The sequence below is a fragment of the Membranihabitans maritimus genome (genome assembly GCF_021729145.1).
GTDB classification, from domain to species: domain Bacteria; phylum Bacteroidota; class Bacteroidia; order Chitinophagales; family Saprospiraceae; genus Membranihabitans; species Membranihabitans maritimus.
Genome location: NZ_JAJSLW010000002.1, coordinates 106460 through 133072 on the forward strand (window position 1 = coordinate 106460; position 26613 = coordinate 133072).

Genomic DNA, 26613 nt, shown 5'->3' on the forward strand with positions numbered 1-26613 from the left:
AATAACATATCCATAAAGTTTCAAATCCTTTCGTTATTTGAATTTAGTAAAGCTATAATAATGATTTTTCCTGGTAGATTCGAGTCTACGTTTCCTATGTATTGGACTGCACAATATATCATTGGACGAAATTAATACAGGTTTATAAAGGCCCGCTTTTCCTATAATTTATATGTTTTCAAACCGAATGTCTCAAGAATTCGATTAAAAACATAATCTAATATTTCTGGTGTATTGATGGATTGTCGAGGTATTAATAGCAATTATGTTTTATTTACCAATTTATTTAGGTTAAGAAAATGTTGCGAAAGTTTAAAAAAGTTTTAGTCTTTTAAAATCTTTTGTTATATTCAACTTTTGTTAAAAATATTTGCGTTTTGTAATTATTCGTGTGTATAATTTGATTATTAAACGTAAAAACGTAAAAAAATTAATAATAAAGGATTATGAAAGCTCTAAATTTTATGGTTCGAAAACGAACAATTAAACAAAGTAGGCCAATTTTGCCTATGATTTTTTTATTCCTATTTTCTGTTGGAATGGCTTATGGCCAATCCAGGGAGATTACCGGGTTGGTTTTGTCGGATGAGGCCGAAGAGCCGTTAATCGGTGTCAATGTACTGGTCAAAGGGACTGGGAATGGAGTTGTCACAGGATTTGATGGCACGTATTCTATCATGGCGGAAGCTGATGATGTTTTAGTGTTTTCTTATGTGGGATATAAAACTCAGGAAATAGCGGTCGGGGAGAAAACGGATATCGATGTCTTTATGGCTACGGATGCCGCAAAACTATCGGAAGTAGTAGTAACAGCGTTTGGTATAGAAAGAGAGAAGAAGGCACTGGGGTACTCCGCACAGGAAATTGATGGAGGGGAATTGACGATAGCCCGGGAAGCGAATGTTATGAATTCCCTCAAAGGTAAAGTGGCCGGTGTGCATGTTAATTCCTCATCAGCCGGTGTCGGGGGTTCTTCTTTTGTAACGATACGAGGAAACAGTTCTATCGGAGGAAACAACCAACCGCTCTATGTGGTAGATGGTGTGCCAATAAATAATGATAATCTGGGTTCTGCCAGTGTATGGGGAGGAAGGGACTACGGAGATGGAATCCAGAATATTAATCCCGATGATATAGAATCAATTTCAGTTTTAAAGGGTCCGAATGCAGCCGCATTGTATGGGGCAAGAGGTTCAAATGGTGTAATCTTAATAACTACCAAGTCTTCCAGCAAGAAAGGCTTGGGCATTTCCTTTAATTCAAATTTGACCTTTGAAACTCCTAATGTGCTACCTACGTTCCAGAATAAATACGCAGGTGGGTATGATGACGATTTTAGTGCATGGGGAACAGCGACCATCGATGGAAGCGAATACCCCCAATATCCGGGATGGATGCTCGACCAGTGGGGGCCTGAAATGGACGGACAATTAGTGAGTTTGCAGACCCTGCCCGAATTAGGTTTGGTGTCATTAGTACCACAGCCAGAGGATAACATTCGAAATTTCTATGAGACGGGCCGCACATTCACTAATTCGTTGGCTTTGAGTTCAAGTACAGATAAAATTAATTTCAGATTGTCTTTTTCGAATTTGGCCAATAACCATATTGTTCCTAATAGTTCATTTGGAAGAAATACAATTAATTTGAATGTCGGAGCAGATATCACTGATAAGTTGAGAGTAGAATCCAAGGTGAACTATATCAATCAAAAGGGACACAACAGGCCTATGATTGGACAAAACAGTGTTGAGAATGTTGCTTCCGGGTTAAATATGTTGGGAAGGCACGTGGATCTCGATTGGTTGAAGCAATACAAGACAGAAGATGGAGCATATAGAAACTGGAAGAACAATGGTCCAGCAAATCCTTATTGGGTTGTTAATGAGTTTCAAACCGAAGATGAAAGAGATCGGATAATAAGTTACGTTTCAGCCAATTATCAATTTACAAATTGGTTGAATTTAATGGCTCGAATCGGGAATGATTTTTATACTGATGTAAGAAATGAAAGAGTTGGTCAGGGTACGCCGGGAAGTGCAAGAAGGGATGGAATTGTATCCAAAAACGTATACCATGTCAAAGAATTGAATATGGATGCAATTTTAACCGCCAATAAAGATTTTTCCAATCAATTTTCAGGATCCCTATCCCTGGGAGTAAACCGTTATACGAGCAAATTGGAAAAGGAAGGATATACGGGTAGTAAGTTGGATATTCCAGGGTTGTATCATATTACCAATACATTAAACGTAGTTACATCTCCGTATTTTTCCCAGAAGGAAACGAACTCTGTCTTTTTTACCGGACAGGTGGGTTACAATAATTACCTGTACCTGGATGTTACCGGAAGAAACGACTGGTCTTCGACCTTGGGTATTAACAACTATTCATTTTTCTACCCATCTGCGAGTTTGAGTTTTGTATTTTCAGATGCATTTGATATTGATCCCAAGACTCTTACTTTTGGAAAGCTTAGATTGTCTTATGCGCAATCTGGAAATGACGCCAGCCCATACCAGACTATTACCGGGTATGCCATATCTCAAAACGGGTTTAAAGGAAATCGATATGCCAGTATTACCTCTAGTGTAAAGAATTTTAATCTCAAGAATGAATTGACAAGTTCTTTCGAAATTGGTGGTGATATACGACTGTTTGAAAATCGAGTAGGAATTGATTTCACGTATTATAACTCTTCCACGACAAATCAAATTTTGCCTGCGGAAGTTTCTGCAACAACAGGTTATAACTCTATCCTGGTCAATGCGGGAGAAATCACAAATCGAGGGGTTGAATTGCTGCTTTCGCTAACCCCCTTTTCATTTGACAACTCATTTCAGTGGGATTTTACCCTTAACTTTTCAAAAAATAAATCCCGGGTAGAATCTTTGGTTGAGGGCATAGAATCGTATACGTTAATAAGTACTTTTGCCGCCAATATAGAAGCAAGACCAGGGGAAAGTTTTGGAAATATAGTGGGGTATCCATATAAAAGGAATGATGCAGGTGAATTAGTAATTACGGAAAATGGTTCATTCCAGGCTGATGAAGAATTCGAAATACTTGGAAATATACAACCTGACTGGTTAGCGGGTGTCACCAATACATTTTCATATAAAGGATTTCGGTTAAGTGGTTTGATCGATATCCGAAAAGGTGGGCAAATGTATTCCTTTACCCGGTATGACCAGACCGCCAAAGGTACGGGTAAATTTACAGAGGACAGGGATAATTTGATTGCTGAGGGAGTAGTGGAGAATGAGGATGGAACGTATTCTAAAAACACCCAAGTGGTGGTTGGAAATGCTTATTACGCTCAAAAAGCATGGGGAAATATAGGTGAAGAGTTTGTCTTGAACTCTGATTATGTTTCGCTCCGGGAAGCGAGTTTGGGCTATCAATTTAGTCCTTCAATTTTAAACAATACTCCGTTTACAAAACTCGAGTTGTCTGTAGTAGGCAGAAACCTTATGTACTTATACAGAGATCCAAAAGTGAAATTAATGAATATAAGTCCAGAAACAGCTTTTGCTCCGACAGCTGCTGCTCAGGGATATGAATTTGCTTCAATTCCTACTACCAGAAGCATTGGGGTTAATTTATCAATAACATTCTAAAAAATAACTTAATTATGAAATTGAGATATATATTATATGCGTCATTATTTACGGTTGTAGGGTTTAGTATATTAAATTCATGTACTGAAGATTTTGAAGAAATAAATAGCGACCCACTTCTTATAACCAGGGATCAGGTTAATCCTGATGCAATTCTCACCTATGTTTTGAAGCCCTCTGTTTTTTCAATCGCAGATTTTGGAAGAATAGGAGAATATGCTGGTTATGTTAGTAATCCTGCTTCCGGATTTCCGCTGCAAAACATATTTGGTTCTTTTGCAGAGTATAGAAATGGAATTATTAACATTGAAGAGGTGATTCGGCTTACAGAGGACAATCCTTCATTATCTAATAAAAATGCGATTGCTAAAATTTGGAAAGCGTGGCTATATTACCGGATGACAGATAATTTTGGGCCTGTTCCATACAGTGAAGCTGCTCAGGACTTCAGGGAAGTTATTACGATGCCTAAATACGATAGCCAGGAAGTGATTTATAAAGACATTCTAAATATTCTTCGTGAGGCAGTAGCTCAATTGAATGTTGATGAGGATCTGAAATCTTATGGAACTGCAGACATTATTTACGAAGGAGATACAGAGGGGTGGATTCGATTTGGTAATTCGCTTCGATTGCGATTGGCGATGAGAGTGCGCTATGTAGAACCAGGCCTCGCATCCGAGCATATCAATGAAGTGGCTAACTCTCAACTAATAACGACTAATGACCAAAATGCAGACGTAGTATCTGAAGGGGAGGAAGCGACTATCAATGATAATAGAAGTCCTATATTTAATTATATTCAAAACAATCAAAGCAATCCATTGCACTTTACGATGACGGTAAGTGAAAATTTATTAAAAAGGGATGATCCCAGACTGGATATTTATATGCGGCCATCCAATTCGGCGGGATTTAGGTCCAGACCATTCAATATGGTCAAGGAAGATCAAAAGCCAAGGTACGATGGGGATAGCATTACTGCAGTGGGAGAATATTTTCGAGCGGCAGAATTTACATTTAATATTTTGACGGCTGCAGAGGTTCATTTTTTATTAGCTGAGGCAAGTCTGGCGGGTATCATATCCGGGGATGCGGAAGCTTATTTTCAAGAGGGTATAAAGTTGGCTATGGAATTGTACAATGTAGGCCAGGACGAGATGGAAGAATATTTGAATAGTTCTGCAGCTGAACTGGAAGGTTCCGAAGAAGAAATGCTGGAAGAAATAATAACCCAGAAGTATTTGGCAAATGTCTATGAGTGTCATGAGGCATGGGCGGAATACAGGCGTACCGGATATCCTCTCATGTGGATTGGGGAAGGTCCTTCTGATACTGGTGGAGAGATACCCCGAAGACAAAAATATCCATTGGATGAATATGCAAAAAACAAAGAGAATGTGGATGAGGCAGCTTCAATGTTGTCAAATGGTGATGACCCGATGAGTAGAGTATGGTGGGACGTGAAAGAAGGTCTCCCTTTTGATCACCCCAGGCAAGGACAGTTTCCGCCGGAGGTGTATTGATTTATAGATTTTGATAGTCGCATAAATTGCGATACAATTTTAAGCCGGACATTATAGATAAAGGAAAATATGAAAAGATTAGTAGTTATTCTTGTCGTATTTTCCTTTTTTCTTTGGGAAAGGAGTATTTCGCAGGAAGTCTTTGCTGAAGATTTTGAAGTAAGTGAAATAACCGATGTTTTTACTCAATGGAGTGATGTTAGGAATAGCAAAGGCATAGAGTTGAGTGAAGATGTACCTGCAGAGAGTGCGGGAAATAAATCGATGGCGATAACGTATGTTTCGGGTTCTGACAATGGTGCTCATTTATATAAGAAACTTCCACAGGGATTTAAACAAATTCATGCAAGGTTCTATGTGAAATTCCTGACGAGAAATGCGCCATTGCATCATTTTGTAAGGATAGGAGGATATTTTCCTTCTACTTCCTATCCTCAGGGGACCGCAGGAATGAGATCTAGTGGTGATGATTTTTTTAGTACTGGTATTGAGTCCCCGCATGTAGATGACTGGAACTGGGGATTTTATTCATATTGGAAGGATATGCACGGTAGTGGAAATGGAAAATTTTGGGGAAATACATTCCACCCCCAGAGTTCTCTGGAGTTGCCATTAAATGAGTGGGTGTGTGTCGAATTTATGGTTCGCTTAAATGACCCTGTGGGCAGTAGTAATGGAGAACAGGCCTTTTGGATAAATGGAAAAAAAATTCTACATATAAAACCTGGTGTCACGAAGATGGTTAGGGAAGGTGGAAGGTTTTTGGAATCCAAATCCGGAGAGATTTTTGAAGGTTTTCAATGGAGGACAACTACTGATTTGGAGATTAATTATTTCTGGTTAAATTATTATATGACTGGGGGAGTAACAGGAAGTGTGGACAAAGTATTGATTGACGATATTGTAATTTCTGAAAGATATATAGGGCCGTTATGAATTTATACAATTCAACTTATCTTCAATAAGGCTTGCTGTAGAATTGGTCGCATGGGGGAAGACCTTTCTCAGGTCTATTTCATTGTTATTTAATAATCGGGAGGATAAACTTTTTATGAAGTTATTTTTAATTTCAGTAGCCAGGTTTATTTTGCAAATCCCTCGTGAAACGGCTTCGGACAATTGTATGTGCGGTATACCTGACGACCCATGTAAAACCAAAAATGCCTGCGTTGCTTCTTTTATTTCTGATAATCGCTGCATATCAATTTGAGGCGGCTTTTTATAGAAACCATGTGCTGTCCCAATAGCCACAGCGAGTGCATTTACGCCGGTGTCTTCTACAAATATTTTTGCTTCTTCAGAATTTGTCAATCCTCCACTTTGATCCTGTCCGAGTTTGGCAATAAAGCCCAGTTCAGCTTCTACGTTTGCCTCATATGATTCAGCTATTTTTACCACTTCCTGTGTGATTTTTATATTTTCACCGAAAGTTTTTTCACTTGCGTCTATCATTACTGAGTCAAATCCTGCATCCAACACTCTCTTTATTAAATTTATTGAATGACTGTGATCAAGATGGATCCATGCCTGTACTCCGTATAGGTCCAACGCAGATCTTGCCATTTTAACCGCTATTGGCAGGCCTAGATAGTCTATAGAAGATTTGGTCAATTGAAGAATGACGGGTTTTTTAGAGGCCTGAGCTGCTAACATAATTGATTTCAAGGTCTCAAAATTATAGAAGTTGCAGGCTAGTAGGGCTTTCCTGTTTTGTTGACATTCTAGTAGTTTATCTTGAAGTTTCATCGAGAATTATGCATTAGTAGAAAAATATATGGTAAAAACCGCTTTTACCTAAATTGGCAATGAAACAAAGCTAGTAAAATAATTAAACGAAAGATAATTTATTGTATAAAAATATTAAAAAGAAAGTGAAAGTTTAATATCTATATTGTTTTATTAAATTTTTCTTTAGCTATTTTTTCTCTTTCGTGTTTGCTTTCAAGGGCTTTTGTTCCGCCAGCTTGAGTAGTTGATATGGCAGCTATTATACTACCGAATTCCTGACATACCTTCAAAGGCATTTTTTGCAAATATTTATGTATAAAACCGGCATTAAAGCTATCTCCGGCACCAATAGCATCAACTACATCTTCATTGAGAAAAGCTGGTAAATCATACTCCGTATTATTAGAAAATAATTTTGACCCCCGGTTCCCTTGCTTAACAACTGTAATATTCGAATAGGGCTTGATCACTTCAAGAGCTTCGGGAACGGTGTCTGCACCAGTAGCGTTTACAAGTTCGATTTCATTGGGAAGGAATACATCGACATTGGGAAGGATTTCCTTAAGACTAATTTCCCAGGTTTCATGAGGGTCCCATTGCATATCAAAGGATGTAGTCAGACCCCATTGTTTTGCTTTCCCAAATAAATGGGGGATCTCCGCTTTCAAAAGTGGTTGCAAAAAATATGAGGATATGTGTAAATGTGAAAAATGAGAGAATAAATTAGTGTCAATATTATTTTTGGATAGTGTCTTCATCGACCCGGGGTACGTAACATTGGCCCGATCCTCATATGCATTAAGTATAACTGTAAGGCCGGTTGAATGGGTTGAAGATTCACGAATCCATTCGGTGTTTACATTATGTTGATGCAGTGTGTCAATAATCATTTTGCCGTAATAGTCCTTCCCAATTACTCCGATAAATGAAACATCATTTCCCAAATTTGATAAGTTGGATGCGAAAATAGCTGAAGAACTTCCCATCGTTATATTCATTTGATCGGCAAACACTTCCTTTCCAATGGAAGGGAAAGCTGAAAATTTATCAAGAATGATATCAATATTTAACTCTCCAATTACCAGGACTTTCATAAGCGTTTTAGGTTTGCTTTTACGAATTAGAAATTATTCGAAAGATTAATATTTGTCAAATTTAGGAAAACGAAAGCAATAAAATTAAAAAACATAAGATGCTTTTTCTCGGTGAAAATAATTCTACCTATCTTTTACCACGTTATAAGTATATAAACAGTTTTAACGATTCAAAGATTTAAAGCTTTTATCTTTTTTTATTCTTCTTTTAATGTAAAAGGTATAAGTTTGATCATTGGAATTATAAATATTGAAAGGTATGAGTACAAGGGAAAATAAGTCAACGGTAAGTCGCCGAATTGCTATTTTGGATAAGCTCAACAAGGAAGGGCAGGTAAGTGTAAGTGAGCTTAGCGAACTTTTTGATGTAAGTGAAGTTACCATTCGAAATGATCTTGCTCAATTGGAAAAGAAGAATATGCTACTGAGGGCACGTGGTGGTGCTATGAAAGTAAAACAAAGCTATGTAGGATTTGATTATCCTTTATCCGATAAACAAAAGCAAAACCTTCAAGAAAAAATTGATATAGGGAAAAAATCATCCGAACTAATAGAAGAAGGAAATACAATTATTTTAGATTCCGGATCAACTACTTTTGAAGTAGCAAAAAACTTTGACGGGTACAATGATTTGACGGTTATTACCAACGCTTTAAATATTGCTACTTATTTGGCGAAGAGCAAAACAAATGTCATAGTTCCCGGAGGAACCCTGAGAAAAAATTCCCTTTCCCTTGTAGGGATTTTGGCTGAAAAGGGTTTTAGGAATTACTTTTGCGATAAATTATTTCTCGGGGTCGATGGTTTTGATATTAACCATGGAATATCAACACCGAGCATCGAAGAAGCTCATTTAAACCAAATAATGATCGAAATATCGAAAGAAGTAATAGTGGTTTGTGATTCCAGTAAATTTGAAAGGAGAGGTTTTGCTTTTATAGCACCCATGTCCAAAATTGATATAGTTGTAACGGACAAAAACATTTCCGAGGATGCGAAATCCAAACTGGAGGGCGCAGGTGTAAAAGTAATTATTGCGTAAACAGGTGTTCTGGCCTCTTTCATGAGATTAAATAGATTTTTTTGGTTCAGCCCTGAGCTTAAAGGGTGGCCAAGTGCTACTGGTTCTATCTGTGCTTACAGGGTTATTTGTATCCACTAATCCATGATTTAACAACAGTATCAATGGTGATTATACGGTACCCAATCTTTTTTTGATTTTCTCCTGGAATCCTCGTATTTGGGTAGGCCATTCCAATACCTTCCATTCTTTTGAATGGACTCTAAAGATGATTTTATATGGGTAATTCCATTCTGAATTTCGGGAATAGAAAAATCAGTAATAGGGTGATCCTGTGTGACATCATGCGAAAGGTTATAGGCTTCGAAGGAATCTATTTGGATAGTTTGTATGTATTTCATATCACTTTCCGCAAATGAATGAGAGTGTTTTATGGTGTCATTGGGTATCCCCAGAATAGAATAATCCCCTATTCTTACGGAGAACTGAGGTGTAGTGCGGTAAAAGAACCAGGACAAGGGGCTTTTTCTTATGAATGGATTATCAGACCACAGGGGCGTTAAATCTTTTCCGTGGAGGTTCTCAGTGTTCCCTCCACTTGCTCCGGTAAGACCTGATATAGTTGGGAATAAATCTATTAACCCTGCGGGAGTGTGTTCTACGCCTGGTTGAATGTTTTTAGACCAGGAAATAATTCCTGGAATTCGAATTCCCCCTTCATATACATAACTTTTTAATGCGCGTAATTCCCCATTTGAGCCATTTCGGTATGAGCCGTTATCGGAGGCAAAAACTATAAACGTATTTTCTAGCAGGTTTTGGTCATATAGGTATTTATATAACTTGCCAAAAGCCGAATCCAGGTTTTCTATGTTGGCAAAATATTTGGCATCAAATGGATTTTCTGATGGATAGTGTTGTATCAATTGAGTAGGAGAAGCTATTTTCTTGTGGGGTTCATGAAAAGAAATATTAAGGAAGAATGGATTATTGGTGACGTTTGTTGACTGCAACCAGGCCATGGCTTCCTCAATTACTATTTGGCAGGAAAATCCATCTATTTTCCCAATTTCCTTTCCATTTTTTATAAAGTTCACAGGATTTTTGTGTGATGGTTCGGCATTATTTTCTGTGGCGAAGTAAAATTCAAAACCCTGCTCCAGGGGCCCCGGCTGTCCCTGTTCGCCGGTTAAATTACTAAGGTGCCACTTGCCGAAGTGTCCGGTTTTGTATCCTTTGTTTTTTAAAATTTCAGCAATGGTGATTTCTTGATCATGTAGATGCATGGGGTGCCCTGGTGGACGGTAATTGTACATCCCTGCAATTGAGGGTAATTTTCCTGTCAGATAACCGGTTCTGGAAGGTGAGCAATTGGGTGCAGCAGCGTAAAAGTTAGTGAACCGAAGCCCTGATTTCGCAAGTTTATCCAGATTGGGGGTTTTTGCTTTCCCCCCATAACAGCCTAAATCCCTGTAGCCCAAATCATCTGCCAAAACAACGATAACATTAGGACTTTGTCTTTTCTCGACACTGGACTTGCAACTAACGGTGAAAATTAAAAGAATTATTCCCAGTACGGTCATCGTTGGCAATCCATTTTCCATTTTCCCAAAATTAATGGAAATACATCTTTTTGTAGAACGAAATATATTCGTTTAATTCAACAAGATATTTTTCCATTCCCAATATGTCCTCATCGTACACCCAGTATCTCATATCAGGTGTGCGGTTCGCAAAATGCCTAGCGCGGTCTTGTTGGAAAAAATAATCCTTTTCACGGGTTGAAAGTCCTTTCGGTAAACGTGTTTCTTCCCAAACAGATACCATATTTTCATATATTTCTTCCTTGCGATTTATAGCTGTCTCCACGAGATCTTTTGCTTGAAATAAGTAATCTAGAGCGGTTTTATGACTTACGTAGTGGTTCCTGTGTGCATCGCGAATTAGGTATTCAAGCTTTGAAAGGTCCCGATAGGTCAGAGCCGTGTTTCTAATCACTTCCGCTACGGTTTTAAAAACCCTCAGGTCATAAGCATTTTCAATCTTTTCAGCCAGATTGTTGTTAATTATCTGGATAGCTCTATACATTTTCTTTTCCATTCTTCGAGAATAAGTCAACATTTCCTTGTATTCCCTGTTCCAGAATGGGTCATATTCTATATTTTCCGCTCTGGGCAAATCGGGCATGTGTGTTTTTCCTACGTCCCCCCAATGCCATACTTTCCGTTCCAGAGTTGACATGTAATAATAAGCTCCTTCATTGAGGAGTTCGAATAATTCAATAAGTTCAGTCGAGTTTTTTCCGTAATAGTTCCTAAAAAATGAATGGGTAAATTCTGCCAGGTCGGGTTTGTTGCCGTTCCATGAAAAAGCAGCGGAGGTTACAAAACTGAGGATCCAGGCTTGATTGTGATGGCCCGAATCATCCCAGGAGGTATTGATCATCCCATCAAAAATTCCCGATTGAGCGGTAGCTTTGAGGAATTCATACGAATTCTGAAGGCTTCCCGTTTGATTAATTCCTCCCCTTTCCGAATAAAAATAAGGTAAAAATCCCATTTCAATCCCGGGGTTAGGGTCATAGGCAAACACTGTATAACCAAGGTCTTTGGCTTTTTTAGCATATTGAAAGTCGGGTTCTTCATAGTCGTAGCTTTCCGTAAGGACCAGACTGGTATCTGGAGTCATGTTTTTAATAGGTGAATTACTCATTTCCCATCCCATGGGCCTTTCCCAGACCATAACTTCTCTTCCCAGGGTTTTCAAATATGCATTGGCTTTTTCTACAAAGTAGTGGTATACCCCACTGGCACCTATTTCTTGTGCTTTTGCCTTGCATTCATAACAATGGGCTAATTCAAAAGTTTCATCGCTCCCAATGTGAATATATTTGGATCCGGGGGTCACTTCTACTGCCTCTTTCCAAAGGTCGAAAAGTAAATCATAAGTTCCTTCTTTTAAAGGACAAAATTCCCAGGCAGATGCTTCTATTTCACGGAGATGGTGGTACTGTGGCCACTTTAAAATAAAGCTGACATGTCCCAGTCCCTGTACAAGGGGAACCAATTGGATATGATATTTTTTGGCATATTCTGTAAATTCGATCATCTCTTCTTTAGTAAACGCACCTGGAGCACCGATGTCCGGATGTGTTTCATATGCAAGTTTATCTTCCCATTCCCATACAATTATATTGATTTTGTACCGGGCCATATCCCGGATAAACTTTTTTACATAAGATTTTTTATCCTGATGGTGTTTTGTGTCGTAGTGAACTGCCCTTTCTTCGATGTCCGGCCAGTCGGAAATGGTCATTCCCGGAATATAGGTACTTGCATCTCCTTGCTTGACTAATTGTACCAATGTCTGGCTTCCATAAAACAATCCTGTTGATGATTGCGCTTCTATGGTTACTTCATCAGGTGTTATTCTGATCGTATATCCCTGTTTTCCGAGGGTATTATTTTCTTTATTGATTTTGAAGAAAATGTTGCTATTACGAGCCGAGGTAGATGTTGACAGGCTAAGGCCAAACCCATCATGCAATTCTGTAAGTAAATTTTCTATTATAAATTCTTCCTCCTCATTGAGATTACCGGATTGGTAAACCTTTGCCCCTTTTAGATAGAATGGGGTTCCATCGACAGTTACTTCCTGCGGGTATGGAATCACATCCAGGCCTAGACGGCTCAATTCGGATGAGTGTAATAAAACGATTTGGCAAAATATAATAAGTAAGAGAGTAAATACAGAGCGTTGGATACTAGTTGTGTACATATGAGTAATTAAATTTTTAATAAACGGAAGTGATACCTGGTGTTGGAAATGGGTAAATTCCTTTTTGATCCGGAAGAACAGGTGGTATGTCGTCCCAACTTGTAATTTCCTGATATAACTTTAAATCGGATTTCAACGCCATTTCCTGAGAAATTTCCCTGCCTGAATGAGCGGCCATCCTGCCCATATTGGCCGTAAGAGTACTATAGGCACCAAACCTGGTATCATTTTGTGGTTTGTCATGGATTATAGCGTCAAAAAAGACGTCGTGTTCCAGCTGGTATGCATTATTCCCTTTTGAAGGATCAAAACTCCACAAGGCTTTTCCGGTGTGGCTTTGGATTCCTTCACGTACGTTAGCTGTACCTTCTGTACCTATAAACCATGTTCCGTTTTTATTGAAATTTTTGTCAATATTTCTGATTTCACTATGCATTGTAGTGCCGTCATCATAGGTGTATTCAATATAAAAATGATCAAAGACATCTCCTGAGTCCGGGCCTTTAAGGGAAGCTCGTCCTCCCATTCCCTGGGCTTTTACGGGGTAATTGCCTTTTGCCCAATGAACAATGTCTGCATTGTGTATTTGCAGTCCAGCAGGAGCTCCGGCCCAAACCCAGGTAAAATAATGCCAATTCTTTATTTGAAATTCTAATTCTGACGAAACAGTACTCCGAGGAATGAGTGGGTACCCACCTTTCAAATAATAACATGTACTGGAGACTATTTTCCCAATGACCCCGTCTTGAAGCTGTTGAACCATTTCCTGATAAGCCGGGTCGTATCTGTTTTGTAACCCTACTACAACCTTTAGATTTTTCTCATCTGCTACTTTTCCCGCATCCAGTATCCTGCGTGTCCCGGGGCCGTCGCAGGAAAGAGGTTTTTCCATAAATACGTGCTTGCCCTGGTCAACGGCTAATTCGAAATGCTCAGGGCGAAATGCTGGTGGTGTTGCAAGAATGACCACATCACATTTTTCTATCACATTTTTATATGCATCAAATCCCAAAAATTTATTCTCATTGCTGACTTGAAGTTGCTTTTGGATTTCTTCAACTTCCATTAACCCTTCAAAACTTCTGGATAAATGGTCCTCAAAAAGGTCGCCCATAGCTACAAGTGTATTTCCCGGATGAGCCATAAGGGCCTGGGCTGCCGCTCCTGTTCCTCGACCTCCGCATCCCACCAATCCAATTTTCAAGCTGTTCGTTGTTTGGGAACCAAATCTTAAAATACCCGGAAAGGGGGAAACAGCTACTCCACCTGTTATTAATCCGGATTTTTTAATAAAACCTCTTCTATCATATCCTGACATAATCAATTAATGCTTTTATTTCATTTGCAATATATGTATTATGCTTTTATTTTCTTATTTTTATTGCTAGTTTTTAAATCGAAACCTTATTTTTAATTAATTAATTTAAAATGAAGTATTATCCGTTAGTATTTGTTCTTACAGTTTTTTTGGGGTGTGGAACAGAGGAGAATTATTATACAATGGAAGATTTTTCCAAGGTAAAAAAGATAGATACTCACGTACATATAGAGACAGAACGTGAAAACTTTATGGAAAAAGCCCGTTCTGATAATTTTGAGATTATTAATGTTTCGCTGGAAACAAAGAATGGTTGGGATGATGTACATAGAAAGTATCGTTATGGTAATATCCAAAAGAAAAAATACCCTGATCTAGTAGAGACCGTTACGGCTTTTTCTGTAAGTGACTGGGATGATGAGCATTGGAAAGAAAAGGTAATTACCTGGTTGGACAGTTGTTTCCAGGAAGGTGCACTGGGTGTAAAAGTTTGGAAAAATATAGGAATGGTGTCTCGCGATACCATGGGTAAATTAATAATGATTGATGATCCGAAATTCGATCCCATATTCAATTATATCCGGGATCAGGGGAAAACGCTAATGGGGCATTTAGGAGAGCCCAAAAATTGTTGGTTGCCCCTGGATTCAATGACTACCAATAACGACAGGGGGTATTTTGAAAGACATCCGGAATATCATATGTACAAACATCCGGAGATGCCGAGTTATGAGGATCAAATTGAGGCCAGGGACCGTATGCTTGAAAAGAATCCCGACCTTCCTTTTGTTGGAGCTCATATTGGAAGTATTGAATGGAGTGTTGATGAGCTGGCCAAGAGATTAGATAAATTTCCTAATATGTCTGTAGATCTGGCTGCCAGAATGGGGCAAATCTTTTATCAGACGGCGCGGGACCGGGAAAAAGTCCGTGAATTCTTTATAAATTATCAGGATCGTATTTTATACGCAACTGATTTGGCAGATCATGGTAATTCAAGCCAGGAAGAATTATATCAAGGAATGGATAACAATTGGAAAAGGGATTGGCGTTTCTTTGTGACGGATGATGAAATGGAGAGCGACCTGATAAATACAAAATTTATAGGGTTGAAATTACCGGCTTCTGTAATTGATAAAATCTTTTATGGGAACGCTGTAAGATGGTTTGGTATAAAAAAATAAAAACATCCATGAAAAGCACTATCTCTTTATTTGTACTTTTTATCATTCCTGGATTCCTAATGTCCCAATCTTATCACGAAGTGATTACAGGCCCCCTGGACCAGCCCAATAATATCCGGAATTATTTGATGAAGGAGGCTGCTGAATTATCATCAAAATCCTTGGATTCTATTACTACACTTGGAGAATGGAAAGCGGTAAAGGGACAAAAGAAAACCGAATTGGCAGAAATGTTAGGACTAGAGAATTATCCCGTTTTTGAAAAAAGGTCATCCCCGGATATTACGATAGTGGATACCATTTCTCAGGATGGCTTTGATATTGTAAAGCTGTACTATGAGTCGCTGGATAATGTATTTGTTCCGGCGAATTTGTACATTCCCCAGGATCTCGGTACAGCTGCACCTGCTATATTGTACGTTTGCGGTCATGCTCATACGCAAAAACATCATTATCAGGCACATGCCCGCAGTTTTGCAGAACAGGGCTTTGTATGTTTGATCATTGAGACCATTCAGCGTGGAGAGGTCAGAGGAGAGCATTTGGGCGCGTACGAAAAAGGTTGGTTTCAATGGTATAGTCGCGGATATAACCCTGCGGGAGTTGAAGTATGGAATGGGATTCGTGGTATTGATTTGTTGCAACATTTGGATGAGGTAGACCCGGGCAGAATTGGGGTGACAGGCATTTCCGGGGGAGGTTCCCAGAGCTGGTATTTGCCAGCATTGGATGAAAGAATACAAGCTGCTGTAGCTGTGGCAGGCGCTGGATCCCTGGAAGGTCAGGTTTGTCAAAAAACCTTAGACGACCATTGCGACTGTATGATGCCTGTAAATACATATTTGTGGGACTTTCCCGATATAGGGGCTCTCATTGCTCCCAGGCCATTTGTCATTGCACAGACCAGGCATGATGGTTATTATTCTATTGAAAGTGTTCGCGATTTATACCATAGAACTTTAAAAATTTACGACCTGTATGGTACTGCGGAGAATCTTGCTATGATGGAAGCTCCCGGAGGGCATAGTTATGGAGCCAATGAAGAAATGCGTCCGTTGATTCTATCTTTTTTTCTGGAACAATTGCAAGGCATTAAAAAGTCACCGGATGAAATTGGAGTCATTGAAATCGCAAAAGTACTTTCTAATGAGCAACTAGCTGTTTATACAGAAGGTCCACCTGATAAAGATCGTACTAAATCGATCCAGGAAACTTTTGTCCCTAGAGCAAATATTCCTGATTTCAAGAATAAGGAAGAATTGTTTGAGTACAGGGAAGAAATTAAGAAGGTATTGAAGGAAAAGACTTTCAGGGCATTTCCGGAAGAACCTGTTTCATTTGAAGGAAGGTTGGACTTTTCCACCCGTAATTTTTCCAAATTCGGTAGGGAAGTATACAGTTTTGTGCCAGAGGAAGGCTGGAGGTTGAAATTAGATATAAGAAGAACGGCTTCCCAGAAGGAAGAACCTGCTCCAGTGATCCTGGTTCTTAAGAATCCGAATGAAGGTAAATGGGAGTCCAATCATTTGGTATCTGGGAAAAATAAAGATCACAACGTAGTGTATTTTGAAGCCCGGGGAATAGGGGAATCCGGATGGGCTGAAAATCAAAAGTGGCATATACGGAGAGCTTCAGCCTGGATAGGAAGGACGATAGCCTCAATGCGAGTATATGACGTGATACGGTGCCTCGAATATTTGAGGACCCTGGATGGAGTAGACCCCAATAATATTCATCTGGCGGCAAAAGACGAAATGACCGTCGTAGCAGCCTATGCAGCACTGTTGGATGGTAATATTAAATCCCTTACGCTGGAAAACCCACCAGCTACGCAAGATATAGAGAGTGATCCGGAAGGAAGAGGGCCAGCGATGGAAATGTTGAATTGCCTGCGAATAACGGATATTGTGCAGGTAGTTGCCAGTCATTTTCCGCAAAAAATTACATTGCTCGGGCATATTCCGGAGACTTATGAATGGGTAAAAACGACATACAATAATTTAGGATTTGCTGAAAGAATAGAAATTTTGGATTAATCCTTCCGGGATAGAAGGCTTATGAATTCTTCGAAAAAATATTTTATTTTTTCCTCTGTTTCAGAATCTATTATATTCCCGTCATTCTTAATTTTACTTTTTACGCCCCGAATCAACAAGGTTGTTTCTTCTGTAAATACGGCTTGTAAAGTTTTCATAATAAGCTTTAATTCTTCATGTCCTTTTATACCGCTGGTGGAAGCAGTAATGATTCCTACGGGTTTGTCGGACAAAACGGTAGTGGATACACACCACTCCAATATATTTTTCAGTCCGCTGGGAATACTGAATACATATTCAGGTGTACATATAATGATTCCATTGCATGTTCCAATTTGTTTTCGCAAATGTTGTATTTTCAGTGGTATATTATGTTCTGTCCTGTCTGTTTGAAAATGCGGAAATTCAGTCAGATTGTCCAATATTTCAAATTCGAATTCTTTGTTTGTTTGCTTTTCTATCCATTTGAGAATGGATAGATTGGAAGAATTGGGACTTGCACTTCCATTGATAGCTAGTATTTTTTGTTTCATTAAAATGGCTTTAGTAGTTTTGGAACATTTTCATTATTTACCTGCGCTGAGAACAAAACCAACTTAAGGATTTCTATATTGTTTAATCCCTAAGTAGGAAAAGTTAGGTATTTATCTTTTATACTTTAACGCAATAAGCAATCACTTCGGATGTCAGAATTACGGTACTTACGATTTACAGGATTCCATACCAGGGGGACAAAACAAAATAAGAAGATTTCGTTGCAATCTATTCTATGTATTTCCGGGGGTAGTGAGCAATTACGATCTGAATTTATCAAAGAATTATATAATTCACGAAATGGAGGTAGCAAGAGAATACAATTGGTCAATGAGAACGGAGAATCTGTGGTCCAGCACATATTATTGGCGCAGGATAGGAATAAATATTTGAAGAAACATAGTCATCAGGGGCTGTTTTTTCAGCAACGGTTCCAGAGTGCCTATGCAGATATCGGCGATACAGTCAAGGATGTGATCTATAGTGCCCAGCAGAAATTTCATTTTCCCGACTTTCCTAAGTTACTGGATATTCTGGAAGTTCAACCCCTTTTGGAAAAACCGTTAATACAATTGTCATCAGGGGAGTGGCAGAGATATACCTTTATGTTAAATATTATAAAAAAGCCGGACATTTTACTTTTTGAGGACGGATTGAAAGGCCTCGATTCCCGGTGGAGAAATAATATTATCGATTTATTTTTGTCCGGGGTATTACCAGTTCCGACCCTGATTTTTACTTCTGATAATGTCCTTGATGAAATACCCACTGAATACAAACTACATTTAGGCAATCAATATAAAGAAACTTCAGGTGGGGATCCCGGTATTTCTGATGATCTACGGGATTTGATCAATTCATACTATTCTTCGCCGAAAAATCCAAAAGTGATTGTGCGCATGGATGGTGTGAATATACAATACGGTACAAAAAAAGTATTGCAAAATATCAGGTGGGAAGTAAAAAGTGGTGAAAGCTGGAAGATTCAAGGGCATAATGGAGCCGGAAAAAGTACATTATTGAGCCTGATATATGGAGATAATCCCCAGGCTTATAGCCAACCCGTATACCTGTTCGGAAGGAAAAAAGGAAGTGGGCAGTCAATTTGGGAACTTAAATCTAAAATTTCTTACTTCAGCTCAGATCTTTTCCAATACTTTAATTCCAAAAAGTCCGGATGGGGTGTAATTCAATCTGAAATGAAAACACCACATATAGAATCGAATATGCCAGCAGAGGAATTAATATTTGGATTAGCGGATTATTTTGAGATAACAGAGCACTTGGATACACCTTTCTCTCGATTAAACCCGAATGTAAGAAGGCAGGTTTTACTTATTGCTACCTATTTAAAATCCTCAGAGTTAATTATTCTGGATGAGCCGTATCATGGCTTTGACAACAAAACTATCGCCAGGAATAATCGCTTAATTGAATATATAATATCAAATTCTAACCAAGCCCTTCTGTTTGTTTCCCATTATTCACAATATTTTCCTGAAGACATAATGAATAAATTGGTATTAAACGAAGGAGAAATACATGAAATCACAATTTCCTGATCCATACATTCCGGAAGCTAACGGGATTGCTATGATCTTGAAGAACAAGAGGACCAGGCCCGTGAGTCTCATAGCTCGGTTGACCAATAAATGCGGTACCTCCTTTTATCTCGGAATGGTTTTGTACGAGAACACCATTGTGTAATACAGTGACATAAGCTGGTTTTTCAAGGGATCCATCACTTCCAAACTTGGGTGCGGTATAGATTATATCATAGCTATTCCATTCTCCAGTTCGCTGCATTGCATTGACTAACGGAATATGTTGTTTATATATACTAGCGGCCTGGCCATTAGAGTAGGTCCTGTTTTGATAGGAGTCTAATACCTGTACCTCGTATTTACCCTGGAGAAAAATACCACTGTTTCCCCTTCCCTGTCCTTCACCTTTTATTATTAAGGGAGATCTCCATTCAATGTGGAGTTGAAAATCCTCAAATTTTTCTTTAGTTTGAATGGGACCTGTTCCCGGAACTACAGTAAATAGATTTCCTTTAATCTGCCATGATGGATCATTGCCATCCTTATCTGTCCATTTGTCCAGATTATTCTCAGAAAATAAAATAATTGCATCGCTAGGCGGGGTGGCATAACTTCGTCCGGGGTTGATAACTTGAGGTTCTGGTTCCCATACCTCGGTATCTTTAGGATCGCCTTGGCCAAAACTAGTTCCCATACTAAATGCCAATAAAAATGCGAGGAAAAATATTGCTTTTTTCATTAAGGATAAAATTTTCCACTAAATATACATGAAAATGGTAAAAATAAAAGGGGCACATAAAAAAAAAGAGGAGGTTGGACATTGCATCCAACCCCCAAAGCTAAACCCCAAAAGAAACAAAAAGATATATAATCTTTGTGTAAAGATACAAAAATAAAACTATTCTGTATCTAATGACTCTTTTATTTTAGATTCAATTTCTTCGGCTACCTCAGGATTATCCAGCATAAATTGTTTAGCTGCTTCTCTACCCTGAGCAATCTTGGTATCGCCATAGCTATACCATGATCCCGCTTTTTTTATTACATCCTGGTCTACACCAAGGTCTACTATTTCACCTTCTTTGGATATACCCTTACCATAAAGGATATCAAACATAGCTACTCTAAAAGGTGGTGCCAATTTATTCTTTACTACTTTTACCTTAACGGTATTTCCGACGACATCTCCATCTTTATTTTTTATTGGAGAACCACTTCTTCTAATGTCCAGTCTGATTGAAGAATAAAATTTAAGGGCATTTCCACCCGTAGTGGTTTCGGGATTTCCAAACATTACCCCAATTTTTTCCCTCAACTGGTTGATGAATATACAACAACATCCGGTTCTCCCGATTGTCCCGGTCAATTTTCTTAAAGCCTGTGACATTAATCTTGCTTGCAGTCCCATTTTTGAATCCCCCATTTCTCCTTCGATTTCGGAGCGGGGAGTCAAAGCTGCTACGGAGTCAATGACGAGAATGTCAATAGCTCCTGAACGAATTAGGTTTTCCGCTATTTCAAGTGCTTGCTCTCCATTATCGGGTTGCGAAATCAGTAGATTTTCTGTATCGACACCCAAAGAGTTGGCATAATTTCGATCAAATGCATGTTCAGCATCTATAAAAGCAGCAATTCCGCCTTTTTTTTGACATTCGGCTATTGCATGTATAGCTAATGTAGTTTTACCTGAGGATTCTGGGCCGTAAATTTCCACTACCCTGCCTTTGGGAAGTCCATTTACTCCCAATGCCAGGTCCAGGCTCAACGAGCCCGTTGAAATCGATTCTACATCGATTACCGGGGAATCCCCCATTTTCATTATAGCGCCTTTGCCGTAGGTTTTTTCCAACCTATCCATGGTCATTTTAAGCGCTTTGAGTTTAGCTTCCTTATTTTCTGACATCTACATTACAATATTTTCTCTTAACAGAGTTAATTCAAATGTATGATATTTTCTCAGGGAAAACAAATATTTATTGGCAATAAATCCGAAAAAATACAAACACTTTTAATTATGCCGTTTTAATTCCTGTTTTCTCACTGTATTCTAAAATTCTTTGGCGAGATTTTCGTGAAGGTTTTAAGTTTTCACTGTTCAAAATCTCTTTTGCCTCCATAAATTCTGAATACATGTCATTTGATTTGGCATCAGTTTGTATTCTATCCAATATCTGCGAATTCTCTTCAGCAGACGTTTCGTTGTAAATGAAAGAAATTAATTTAAGTGTAAATTCTAGTTTCATAGGCACTTTTAAAATTTAATAATCAAAATTTCCATACTAAAACTATTTTTAATTTACCAATATTGCAGTCTTTTTTTACTTTAACATATACAAAATCTTTCTCATTTATAAAAGATAAAACTTCGTATCAAACCACAACATTGGTTTATATTGATGTTATTGTAACTATTAATCTTGTTATCTTATTTTTTAAAACCTGAAAAGTTTTCTAAATGAAGAGAATGAAGAATTTTTCAATATTATTCAATCTTTATCATAAAGGTTTTAAAATGACAGTTTAACGTCAGGGGGTTAATAGATTTTTATAACAACTCATTAGCTGGAACCCATAAGTAGTTTTGAATTTTAACTACTTTATTGTGTTTTACTTTCACCCCTTCCGACTCTAATTGATTAGCCATGAAATCAGGGGTGGGAAAATGCAACCTCCCGGAAAGTACCCCGGCTGCATTGACGACCCTATGTGCCGGAATTTCCCCATAACCTGCATGGTAATTACGAAGGGCATACCCGACCATTCGGGCCGACCCCAAAGCTAAGTAATCAGCGATATTTCCATAAGTGGTAACCTTACCCCTAGGAATTTGGGCTACAACTTCATAAACCTGTTCGTAATAAAATTTGCTATTATTTGTCATACCTTTGCCATCCTGAAAGTAAAAAATCGATATGAATTTTTCAGATATTAGCTATTTAATTTTAGAAGTTAAAAATTTAACGGACGCCAGATATTTTACAGCTATGGGGGTTGATTATCTTCATTTTGAACTTGATCCCCGGGAGGAAGGTGCCATAACAACGGAGGCGTTTACCGGAATTATTGAATGGGTTGAGGGCCCAAAAATTTTATGCTCTATTGATCATATGTTCACGGACGAGCATATAAGGGAAATTATAGAACAAGATGCTGTACATGGTATCCTTAGTAAACATGCAGACCTCATAGACTTTTGTAACAGAATCAAACCATTAACATCCATTTTAAAGGTAGGAAATGGCACCGCTCCATTAAAGGAGGATCAGACCATAAATGGTATTCTTAGTGAAACTATAGTATCAACCTCAATTCCTAATTTTGTGATTTGTAACTCACCTCATGATGCTCATAAGAAAATAAAAGAGGGGCTTAGGGAACTGGCTCTTTACGCCGGTGATGAAACGCAAGTGGGCATTAAGAATTTTGATGACTTTGATGATCTATTTTACATGGAATAAACTTACTTTCCAACTTCTTCCACTTTTTTAGCCAAATCAACAAAAGTTTCCATTTTTACCTGTTCACCCCGTAAGTCATTGAGATTCATTTCTTCAGCTTTTTGTTTAAGGACGGGGTCAGAAAAGTTATTTCTCAATTTTTTACGGCGGTGAGTAAAAGCCGATCGAACTACTTTTTCAAGCGAGTGGAAAGAAATACCGGGGTCTTCATTTTTCCTTTCAAAACGCACTACAGCTGACAGGACATTTGGGGGCGGGGAAAAATCTCCGGGTTTAACCTTATACACAATCTTTGCATCGTAGAAGACCTGTGTAAGTATTGCAAGAGACCCGTAATCTTTGGTATTCACTTTTCCCACGATCCTTTTGGCCATTTCATATTGAAACATCCCTAATCCGGCGGGAATCAAATTTTTATTCTGCAACATTTTGATCACTATTCGCGAGGATATATTGTAGGGGAAATTACCGACCAGCAAGAAGGGTTCCCCTTGAAATACCTCTTTCATATCCAGTTTCAAAATATCTTGCTCTATGAGCTCATTATCCGCAAGTAGATGTTGGTCTTTTAAATAGGCTATCATATCTCTGTCTAATTCTACTGCTCGAAACTTTTTATCCAGACGAATTAGCTCTTTTGTTAGAATTCCCCGGCCCGGACCAACTTCCAATAAGTTGGGAACATGATTCCATTCACTTACTATTTTGGCCATATTAGCCGTTAAATATGTATTCTTTAAAAAGTGTTGACCAAAAGATTTTTTTGCTTTCATGGATATTTACAATTCATCAATCGCTTTTGTTAACTTTGCGAATGTTTTGACTAAAGTAACACGAAAATATGTATAAGCCTAAAATAGGAATTTCCCTGGGGGATGTTAATGGAATAGGACCCGAAGTAATCATCAAGGTTTTGATGGAAAAACGCATTCTCAATCAGTGTATTCCATTAATTTATGGTTCTTCAAAAGTTATTTCGTACCACAAAAATATTGTTAATCCTACCGAATTCGAATATTCCAATCTTTCTTCAGCAGAAACTCCTGTCGAAAATAAGATAAACATCATTAATTGCTGGTCAGAGAATGTAAATATTACGTTGGGGGAGCCCACTGAAGATGGGGGGAAATATTCAGCTTTGTCATTGGAAAGAGCATTGACAGATTTGAAAAATGGTCTGATTGATGCTGTAGTTACTGCTCCTATTAACAAGCAATCCATGTCCAAAGTCAATTTTGGATTTCCGGGTCATACGGAGTATATCACGCAATTCTTCGGAGAAAAAAATTCCATGATGTGTATGGTGCGTGAAGATTTGCGGATTGGATTGGTTACCAACCATATCCCTATTTCGGTAGTAGCTTCCTCCATTTCTAAGGAATTGATAGGTAAAAAAATAAAAACATTCAAAGAGAGTTTGATCAGGGATTTCGGGATTGAAAAACCGCTCATAGCTGTTTTGGGATTAAATCCACATGCCAGCGACGGGGGGGTAATTGGAGATGAGGACGAGACCATCGTCCGCCCTGCGGTTATTGAAGCAAAAAAGAATGGCAATCTTGTATTCGGGCCCTTTGCAGCTGATGGGTTTTTTGGGAGTAATGAGTATAAGAAATTTCACGGGATACTGGCTATGTACCACGATCAGGGTTTGGTACCATTTAAATTACTTAGTTTTGGTGAAGGTATTAATTTTACAGCAGGATTGCCAATAGTCCGCACTTCTCCTGATCATGGAACCGGGTTCGATATTGTCGGCAAGAATATTGCTAATCCTATGTCCATGCGCAAGGCTCTTTATCAAGCGGTAGACATCGTTCGACAGCGTAAGACTTTTGATGAATGGAACAAAGACCCTTTAGTAAAACAAGGAACTCACCAGGAAGGGGATGACAGTTTTAATCCGGATGAATTCGATCAATAAAAATAAATAACTTGAAAAAAAGTACTATTTCGATATTAGTCATTGTCGGCGTTTTGTTAGTCGATCAGGTCGTAAAATTCGTTATAAAAACGAACATGTACTACCATCAACAGATCCCTATTCTCGGACAAGACTGGGCATTTATCCATTTTGTAGAAAATAATGGAATGGCGTTCGGAATTAGCCTTGGTGAAAATTACGGAAAGTTAGCTTTGAGTATTTTTAGAATTATTACCGTAATAGGACTGGGTTGGCTAATCAACTCATTACTAAAAAAGAAAGAGCGTTTTGGATTAATTGTGGCGCTTTGTTTAATATTTGCAGGCGCAATGGGCAATATTATTGATAGCGTATTTTACGGTGTAATATTTTCAGATAGCGGATTTGTACCCTCGGAAATAGCTACGTTCCTACCCCCGGAGGGAGGCTATTCTTCATTTTTGCACGGTAAGGTTGTCGATATGTTTTATTTTCCGATGATTGATACGGTGTGGCCATCCTGGGTTCCCATAATTGGAGGAAATAGTTTTCAGTTTTTCAGACCGGTATTTAATGTCGCCGATTCCAGTATCTGTATTGGAATGTTTACACTACTTATCTTTTACAGGGATTTTTTTTCCGGAGGGAGCCATAAAAAAGCGAAAGAAGTTCAAGAGACAGCTAACACAGATTAGTAATTTTAAAAAATAAAAGGCTATCTATTGTTGATAGACAGCCTTTCAATTTATTCCTGCTGGGAAGTCAGATATTTAATAGTTTTCTTAGCTGAACTGACCAGCAATTTCTTTGCAGTTGTTGCAGAAATCAATGGGCCATTTGAAACAGTTGATCCGCTTTGGTATATGATGCAACCGCAGAGGAAGCTTTGCTTATGCGATCATAATTGATGGCATAATGTACAAACTTTCCGTCTTTTTCATTTGAAACAATGTCCGCATCGCGTAAAATTCTCAAGTGCTGTGAGGTGATAGATTGCTCAATCTGAAGAGTTTTGTAAATGTTATTTACATTTGTTTTCCCCATGCTGTCAATATATTCCAATATCCTCAGACGGAGGGGATGAGCTAAAGCATGGGCAATAGCCCAAGCAGTATTAACCCGCTCAGGGTTAAGTGAAACCTTTGTAGTTTTCATAACCTTTTAGTTTTCGTAGTTTTGAATTAATTAAACCTTAGTGTAACAAATATTACAATTTTTTATATATATTCCAAGTAAACACAAAAAAAAATGCTGTAAATTTTTACAGCATTTAGGTTCTAGGTTCTAATAGGTCATATTCACAGAGTCCTTAACGGTCTCGTAAAAACAAAACTCATCGTAAAAAAAGGTTTATTCGTTAGTTGGTAAAAGAGTAAAGGTTCTTGGAATAGACAGAAGGTTTTCTTTGAAATGCTATTCAGCTAACTCTTCTACTAAGCGGTTGATTTGTTTAAGTCGTTCTTTATCAAGAGAATAATAAATATACTTCCCTTGTCTCTCTGTACTTACCACTCCTGCTCTTCTTAAAATGGCTAAATGTTGAGACGCTACACTTTGTTCGAGTCGAAGTTTGATATAAATATCGGTTACAGTCATCTCCCCATTCTCTTCAAGCAAGTTAATAATTCTTTGCCTGAGTTTGTGGTTTACTGCGCGTAATACTAATACAGCCTTTCTTAACTCGGAATAGTTCAGAAGGATATCCTTCTTTCCCATTTTCAGTGTAAATGTCTCTTTCTTATGCTTTCTCATTTTTATTGTTTTAGGCTTATCAAATGACATTTAATCTTAATACCAAAACTGTACCAAAAACAGACAAGCCTATAAATAATTATTAAAATTTGTTAAACAATCATTTCCAATTTCAAAT

At 38.2% G+C, this 26613-nt stretch carries 23 protein-coding genes; 10 read left to right on the top strand and 13 right to left on the bottom strand.

The window, feature by feature from the left end:
- Positions 1-509: 509 nt before the first annotated feature.
- The 3 genes from LVD47_RS02400 to LVD47_RS02410 all read left to right on the top strand — a co-directional run bounded on the left by LVD47_RS02400 (position 510) and on the right by LVD47_RS02410 (position 6082).
- Positions 510-3620, top strand: coding sequence for a SusC/RagA family TonB-linked outer membrane protein (locus LVD47_RS02400; RefSeq protein ID WP_236973926.1), 3111 nt, complete (start codon positions 510-512; stop codon positions 3618-3620).
- A 14-nt stretch (positions 3621-3634) separates the two neighbouring features.
- Entirely contained in the window at positions 3635-5146 is a 1512-nt protein-coding gene (locus tag LVD47_RS02405; RefSeq protein WP_236973927.1) for a SusD/RagB family nutrient-binding outer membrane lipoprotein, read from the top strand.
- 69 nt (positions 5147-5215) lie between these two features.
- Entirely contained in the window at positions 5216-6082 is an 867-nt protein-coding gene (locus tag LVD47_RS02410; protein ID WP_236973928.1) for a hypothetical protein, read from the top strand.
- Here LVD47_RS02410 and LVD47_RS02415 read toward each other — a convergent pair.
- Together LVD47_RS02415 and LVD47_RS02420 are read right to left on the bottom strand one after the other, a co-directional pair.
- Positions 6077-6892: a class II fructose-bisphosphate aldolase gene (locus LVD47_RS02415; RefSeq protein WP_236973929.1), complete on the bottom strand. Its 816-nt coding sequence runs from the start codon at positions 6890-6892 to the stop codon at positions 6077-6079. The genes LVD47_RS02410 and LVD47_RS02415 overlap by 6 nt on opposite strands.
- A 140-nt stretch (positions 6893-7032) precedes the next feature.
- A complete protein-coding gene (locus LVD47_RS02420; protein WP_236973930.1) occupies positions 7033-7968 on the bottom strand; it encodes a carbohydrate kinase family protein in 936 nt (311 codons plus the stop codon).
- A 259-nt stretch (positions 7969-8227) separates the two neighbouring features.
- On the opposite strand from LVD47_RS02420, the gene agaR reads away from it, so the two are divergent.
- The gene (gene agaR / locus LVD47_RS02425; RefSeq protein WP_236973931.1) at positions 8228-9010 is read left to right on the top strand and encodes a transcriptional repressor AgaR; all 783 of its coding nucleotides are present in this window, start codon (positions 8228-8230) and stop codon (positions 9008-9010) included.
- A gap of 140 nt (positions 9011-9150) precedes the next feature.
- On the opposite strand, the gene LVD47_RS02430 is transcribed toward agaR, so the two are convergent.
- The 3 genes from LVD47_RS02430 to LVD47_RS02440 all read right to left on the bottom strand — a co-directional run bounded on the left by LVD47_RS02430 (position 9151) and on the right by LVD47_RS02440 (position 14084).
- Positions 9151-10593 (bottom strand): sulfatase-like hydrolase/transferase, encoded by a 1443-nt coding sequence (locus tag LVD47_RS02430; RefSeq protein ID WP_236973932.1) that lies wholly within the window; start codon positions 10591-10593, stop codon positions 9151-9153.
- Between the two features lie 10 nt (positions 10594-10603).
- Positions 10604-12682, bottom strand: a complete 2079-nt coding sequence (locus LVD47_RS02435) for a beta-N-acetylhexosaminidase (protein ID WP_236973933.1) — start codon at positions 12680-12682, stop codon at positions 10604-10606.
- Positions 12683-12782: 100 nt separating this feature from the next.
- Complete coding sequence (locus LVD47_RS02440) at positions 12783-14084, bottom strand: Gfo/Idh/MocA family protein (protein WP_236973934.1); 1302 nt, start codon at positions 14082-14084, stop codon at positions 12783-12785.
- A gap of 110 nt (positions 14085-14194) precedes the next feature.
- On the opposite strand from LVD47_RS02440, the gene LVD47_RS02445 reads away from it, so the two are divergent.
- Both LVD47_RS02445 and LVD47_RS02450 read left to right on the top strand, forming a co-directional pair.
- Positions 14195-15268 (top strand): amidohydrolase family protein, encoded by a 1074-nt coding sequence (locus LVD47_RS02445; RefSeq protein ID WP_236973935.1) that lies wholly within the window; start codon positions 14195-14197, stop codon positions 15266-15268.
- 8 nt (positions 15269-15276) lie between these two features.
- Positions 15277-17304 carry an alpha/beta hydrolase gene (locus tag LVD47_RS02450; protein WP_236973936.1) on the top strand — a complete coding sequence of 676 codons (2028 nt, stop codon included), beginning with the start codon at positions 15277-15279 and terminating at the stop codon, positions 17302-17304.
- Here the strand turns inward: LVD47_RS02450 and LVD47_RS02455 are convergent.
- Positions 17301-17837 carry an NADPH-dependent FMN reductase gene (locus LVD47_RS02455; protein ID WP_236973937.1) on the bottom strand — a complete coding sequence of 179 codons (537 nt, stop codon included), beginning with the start codon at positions 17835-17837 and terminating at the stop codon, positions 17301-17303. The two genes, LVD47_RS02450 and LVD47_RS02455, sit on opposite strands and share 4 nt — an antisense overlap.
- A gap of 150 nt (positions 17838-17987) precedes the next feature.
- On the opposite strand from LVD47_RS02455, the gene LVD47_RS02460 reads away from it, so the two are divergent.
- The gene (locus LVD47_RS02460) at positions 17988-19400 is read left to right on the top strand and encodes an ATP-binding cassette domain-containing protein (protein ID WP_236973938.1); all 1413 of its coding nucleotides are present in this window, start codon (positions 17988-17990) and stop codon (positions 19398-19400) included.
- On the opposite strand, the gene LVD47_RS02465 is transcribed toward LVD47_RS02460, so the two are convergent.
- The 4 genes from LVD47_RS02465 to LVD47_RS02480 form a co-directional block, all read right to left on the bottom strand.
- Positions 19387-20121 (bottom strand): 3-keto-disaccharide hydrolase, encoded by a 735-nt coding sequence (locus tag LVD47_RS02465; protein ID WP_236973939.1) that lies wholly within the window; start codon positions 20119-20121, stop codon positions 19387-19389. The two genes, LVD47_RS02460 and LVD47_RS02465, sit on opposite strands and share 14 nt — an antisense overlap.
- Positions 20122-20280: 159 nt before the next feature.
- Entirely contained in the window at positions 20281-21285 is a 1005-nt protein-coding gene (recA, locus tag LVD47_RS02470; RefSeq protein WP_236973940.1) for a recombinase RecA, read from the bottom strand.
- 109 nt (positions 21286-21394) lie between these two features.
- Complete coding sequence (locus LVD47_RS02475) at positions 21395-21625, bottom strand: hypothetical protein (protein ID WP_236973941.1); 231 nt, start codon at positions 21623-21625, stop codon at positions 21395-21397.
- Between the two features lie 302 nt (positions 21626-21927).
- Positions 21928-22263 (bottom strand): MGMT family protein, encoded by a 336-nt coding sequence (locus tag LVD47_RS02480; protein WP_236973942.1) that lies wholly within the window; start codon positions 22261-22263, stop codon positions 21928-21930.
- A gap of 31 nt (positions 22264-22294) precedes the next feature.
- Between LVD47_RS02480 and LVD47_RS02485 the strand changes: the two genes are divergently transcribed.
- Complete coding sequence (locus LVD47_RS02485) at positions 22295-22840, top strand: hypothetical protein (RefSeq protein ID WP_236973943.1); 546 nt, start codon at positions 22295-22297, stop codon at positions 22838-22840.
- A 2-nt stretch (positions 22841-22842) separates the two neighbouring features.
- Here LVD47_RS02485 and rsmA read toward each other — a convergent pair whose 3' ends face one another.
- The gene (gene rsmA / locus LVD47_RS02490) at positions 22843-23613 is read right to left on the bottom strand and encodes a 16S rRNA (adenine(1518)-N(6)/adenine(1519)-N(6))-dimethyltransferase RsmA (protein WP_236973944.1); all 771 of its coding nucleotides are present in this window, start codon (positions 23611-23613) and stop codon (positions 22843-22845) included.
- Positions 23614-23681: 68 nt separating this feature from the next.
- On the opposite strand from rsmA, the gene pdxA reads away from it, so the two are divergent.
- A complete protein-coding gene (gene pdxA / locus LVD47_RS02495) occupies positions 23682-24764 on the top strand; it encodes a 4-hydroxythreonine-4-phosphate dehydrogenase PdxA (RefSeq protein ID WP_236973945.1) in 1083 nt (360 codons plus the stop codon).
- Between the two features lie 11 nt (positions 24765-24775).
- Positions 24776-25438 carry a lipoprotein signal peptidase gene (locus tag LVD47_RS02500; RefSeq protein ID WP_236973946.1) on the top strand — a complete coding sequence of 221 codons (663 nt, stop codon included), beginning with the start codon at positions 24776-24778 and terminating at the stop codon, positions 25436-25438.
- A 130-nt stretch (positions 25439-25568) separates the two neighbouring features.
- On the opposite strand, the gene LVD47_RS02505 is transcribed toward LVD47_RS02500, so the two are convergent.
- Both LVD47_RS02505 and LVD47_RS02510 read right to left on the bottom strand, forming a co-directional pair.
- On the bottom strand, positions 25569-25898 hold the full coding sequence (locus LVD47_RS02505; protein ID WP_236973947.1) for an ArsR/SmtB family transcription factor: 330 nt from the start codon (positions 25896-25898) through the stop codon (positions 25569-25571).
- Positions 25899-26156: 258 nt separating this feature from the next.
- Positions 26157-26495, bottom strand: coding sequence for an ArsR/SmtB family transcription factor (locus LVD47_RS02510; protein ID WP_236973948.1), 339 nt, complete (start codon positions 26493-26495; stop codon positions 26157-26159).
- Positions 26496-26613 lie beyond the last annotated feature (118 nt).

Coding starts and splice junctions, on each gene's coding strand:
- LVD47_RS02400 (WP_236973926.1), top strand. CDS start 510: ATGATTTTTTTATTCCTATTTTCTGTTGGAATGGCTTATGGCCAATCC.
- LVD47_RS02405 (WP_236973927.1), top strand. CDS start 3,635: ATGAAATTGAGATATATATTATATGCGTCATTATTTACGGTTGTAGGG.
- LVD47_RS02410 (WP_236973928.1), top strand. CDS start 5,216: ATGAAAAGATTAGTAGTTATTCTTGTCGTATTTTCCTTTTTTCTTTGG.
- LVD47_RS02415 (WP_236973929.1), bottom strand. CDS start 6,892: ATGAAACTTCAAGATAAACTACTAGAATGTCAACAAAACAGGAAAGCC.
- LVD47_RS02420 (WP_236973930.1), bottom strand. CDS start 7,968: ATGAAAGTCCTGGTAATTGGAGAGTTAAATATTGATATCATTCTTGAT.
- agaR (WP_236973931.1), top strand. CDS start 8,228: ATGAGTACAAGGGAAAATAAGTCAACGGTAAGTCGCCGAATTGCTATT.
- LVD47_RS02430 (WP_236973932.1), bottom strand. CDS start 10,593: ATGGAAAATGGATTGCCAACGATGACCGTACTGGGAATAATTCTTTTA.
- LVD47_RS02440 (WP_236973934.1), bottom strand. CDS start 14,084: ATGTCAGGATATGATAGAAGAGGTTTTATTAAAAAATCCGGATTAATA.
- LVD47_RS02445 (WP_236973935.1), top strand. CDS start 14,195: ATGAAGTATTATCCGTTAGTATTTGTTCTTACAGTTTTTTTGGGGTGT.
- LVD47_RS02450 (WP_236973936.1), top strand. CDS start 15,277: ATGAAAAGCACTATCTCTTTATTTGTACTTTTTATCATTCCTGGATTC.
- LVD47_RS02455 (WP_236973937.1), bottom strand. CDS start 17,837: ATGAAACAAAAAATACTAGCTATCAATGGAAGTGCAAGTCCCAATTCT.
- LVD47_RS02460 (WP_236973938.1), top strand. CDS start 17,988: ATGTCAGAATTACGGTACTTACGATTTACAGGATTCCATACCAGGGGG.
- LVD47_RS02465 (WP_236973939.1), bottom strand. CDS start 20,121: ATGAAAAAAGCAATATTTTTCCTCGCATTTTTATTGGCATTTAGTATG.
- recA (WP_236973940.1), bottom strand. CDS start 21,285: ATGTCAGAAAATAAGGAAGCTAAACTCAAAGCGCTTAAAATGACCATG.
- LVD47_RS02475 (WP_236973941.1), bottom strand. CDS start 21,625: ATGAAACTAGAATTTACACTTAAATTAATTTCTTTCATTTACAACGAA.
- LVD47_RS02480 (WP_236973942.1), bottom strand. CDS start 22,263: ATGACAAATAATAGCAAATTTTATTACGAACAGGTTTATGAAGTTGTA.
- LVD47_RS02485 (WP_236973943.1), top strand. CDS start 22,295: ATGAATTTTTCAGATATTAGCTATTTAATTTTAGAAGTTAAAAATTTA.
- rsmA (WP_236973944.1), bottom strand. CDS start 23,613: ATGAAAGCAAAAAAATCTTTTGGTCAACACTTTTTAAAGAATACATAT.
- pdxA (WP_236973945.1), top strand. CDS start 23,682: ATGTATAAGCCTAAAATAGGAATTTCCCTGGGGGATGTTAATGGAATA.
- LVD47_RS02505 (WP_236973947.1), bottom strand. CDS start 25,898: ATGAAAACTACAAAGGTTTCACTTAACCCTGAGCGGGTTAATACTGCT.
- LVD47_RS02510 (WP_236973948.1), bottom strand. CDS start 26,495: ATGAGAAAGCATAAGAAAGAGACATTTACACTGAAAATGGGAAAGAAG.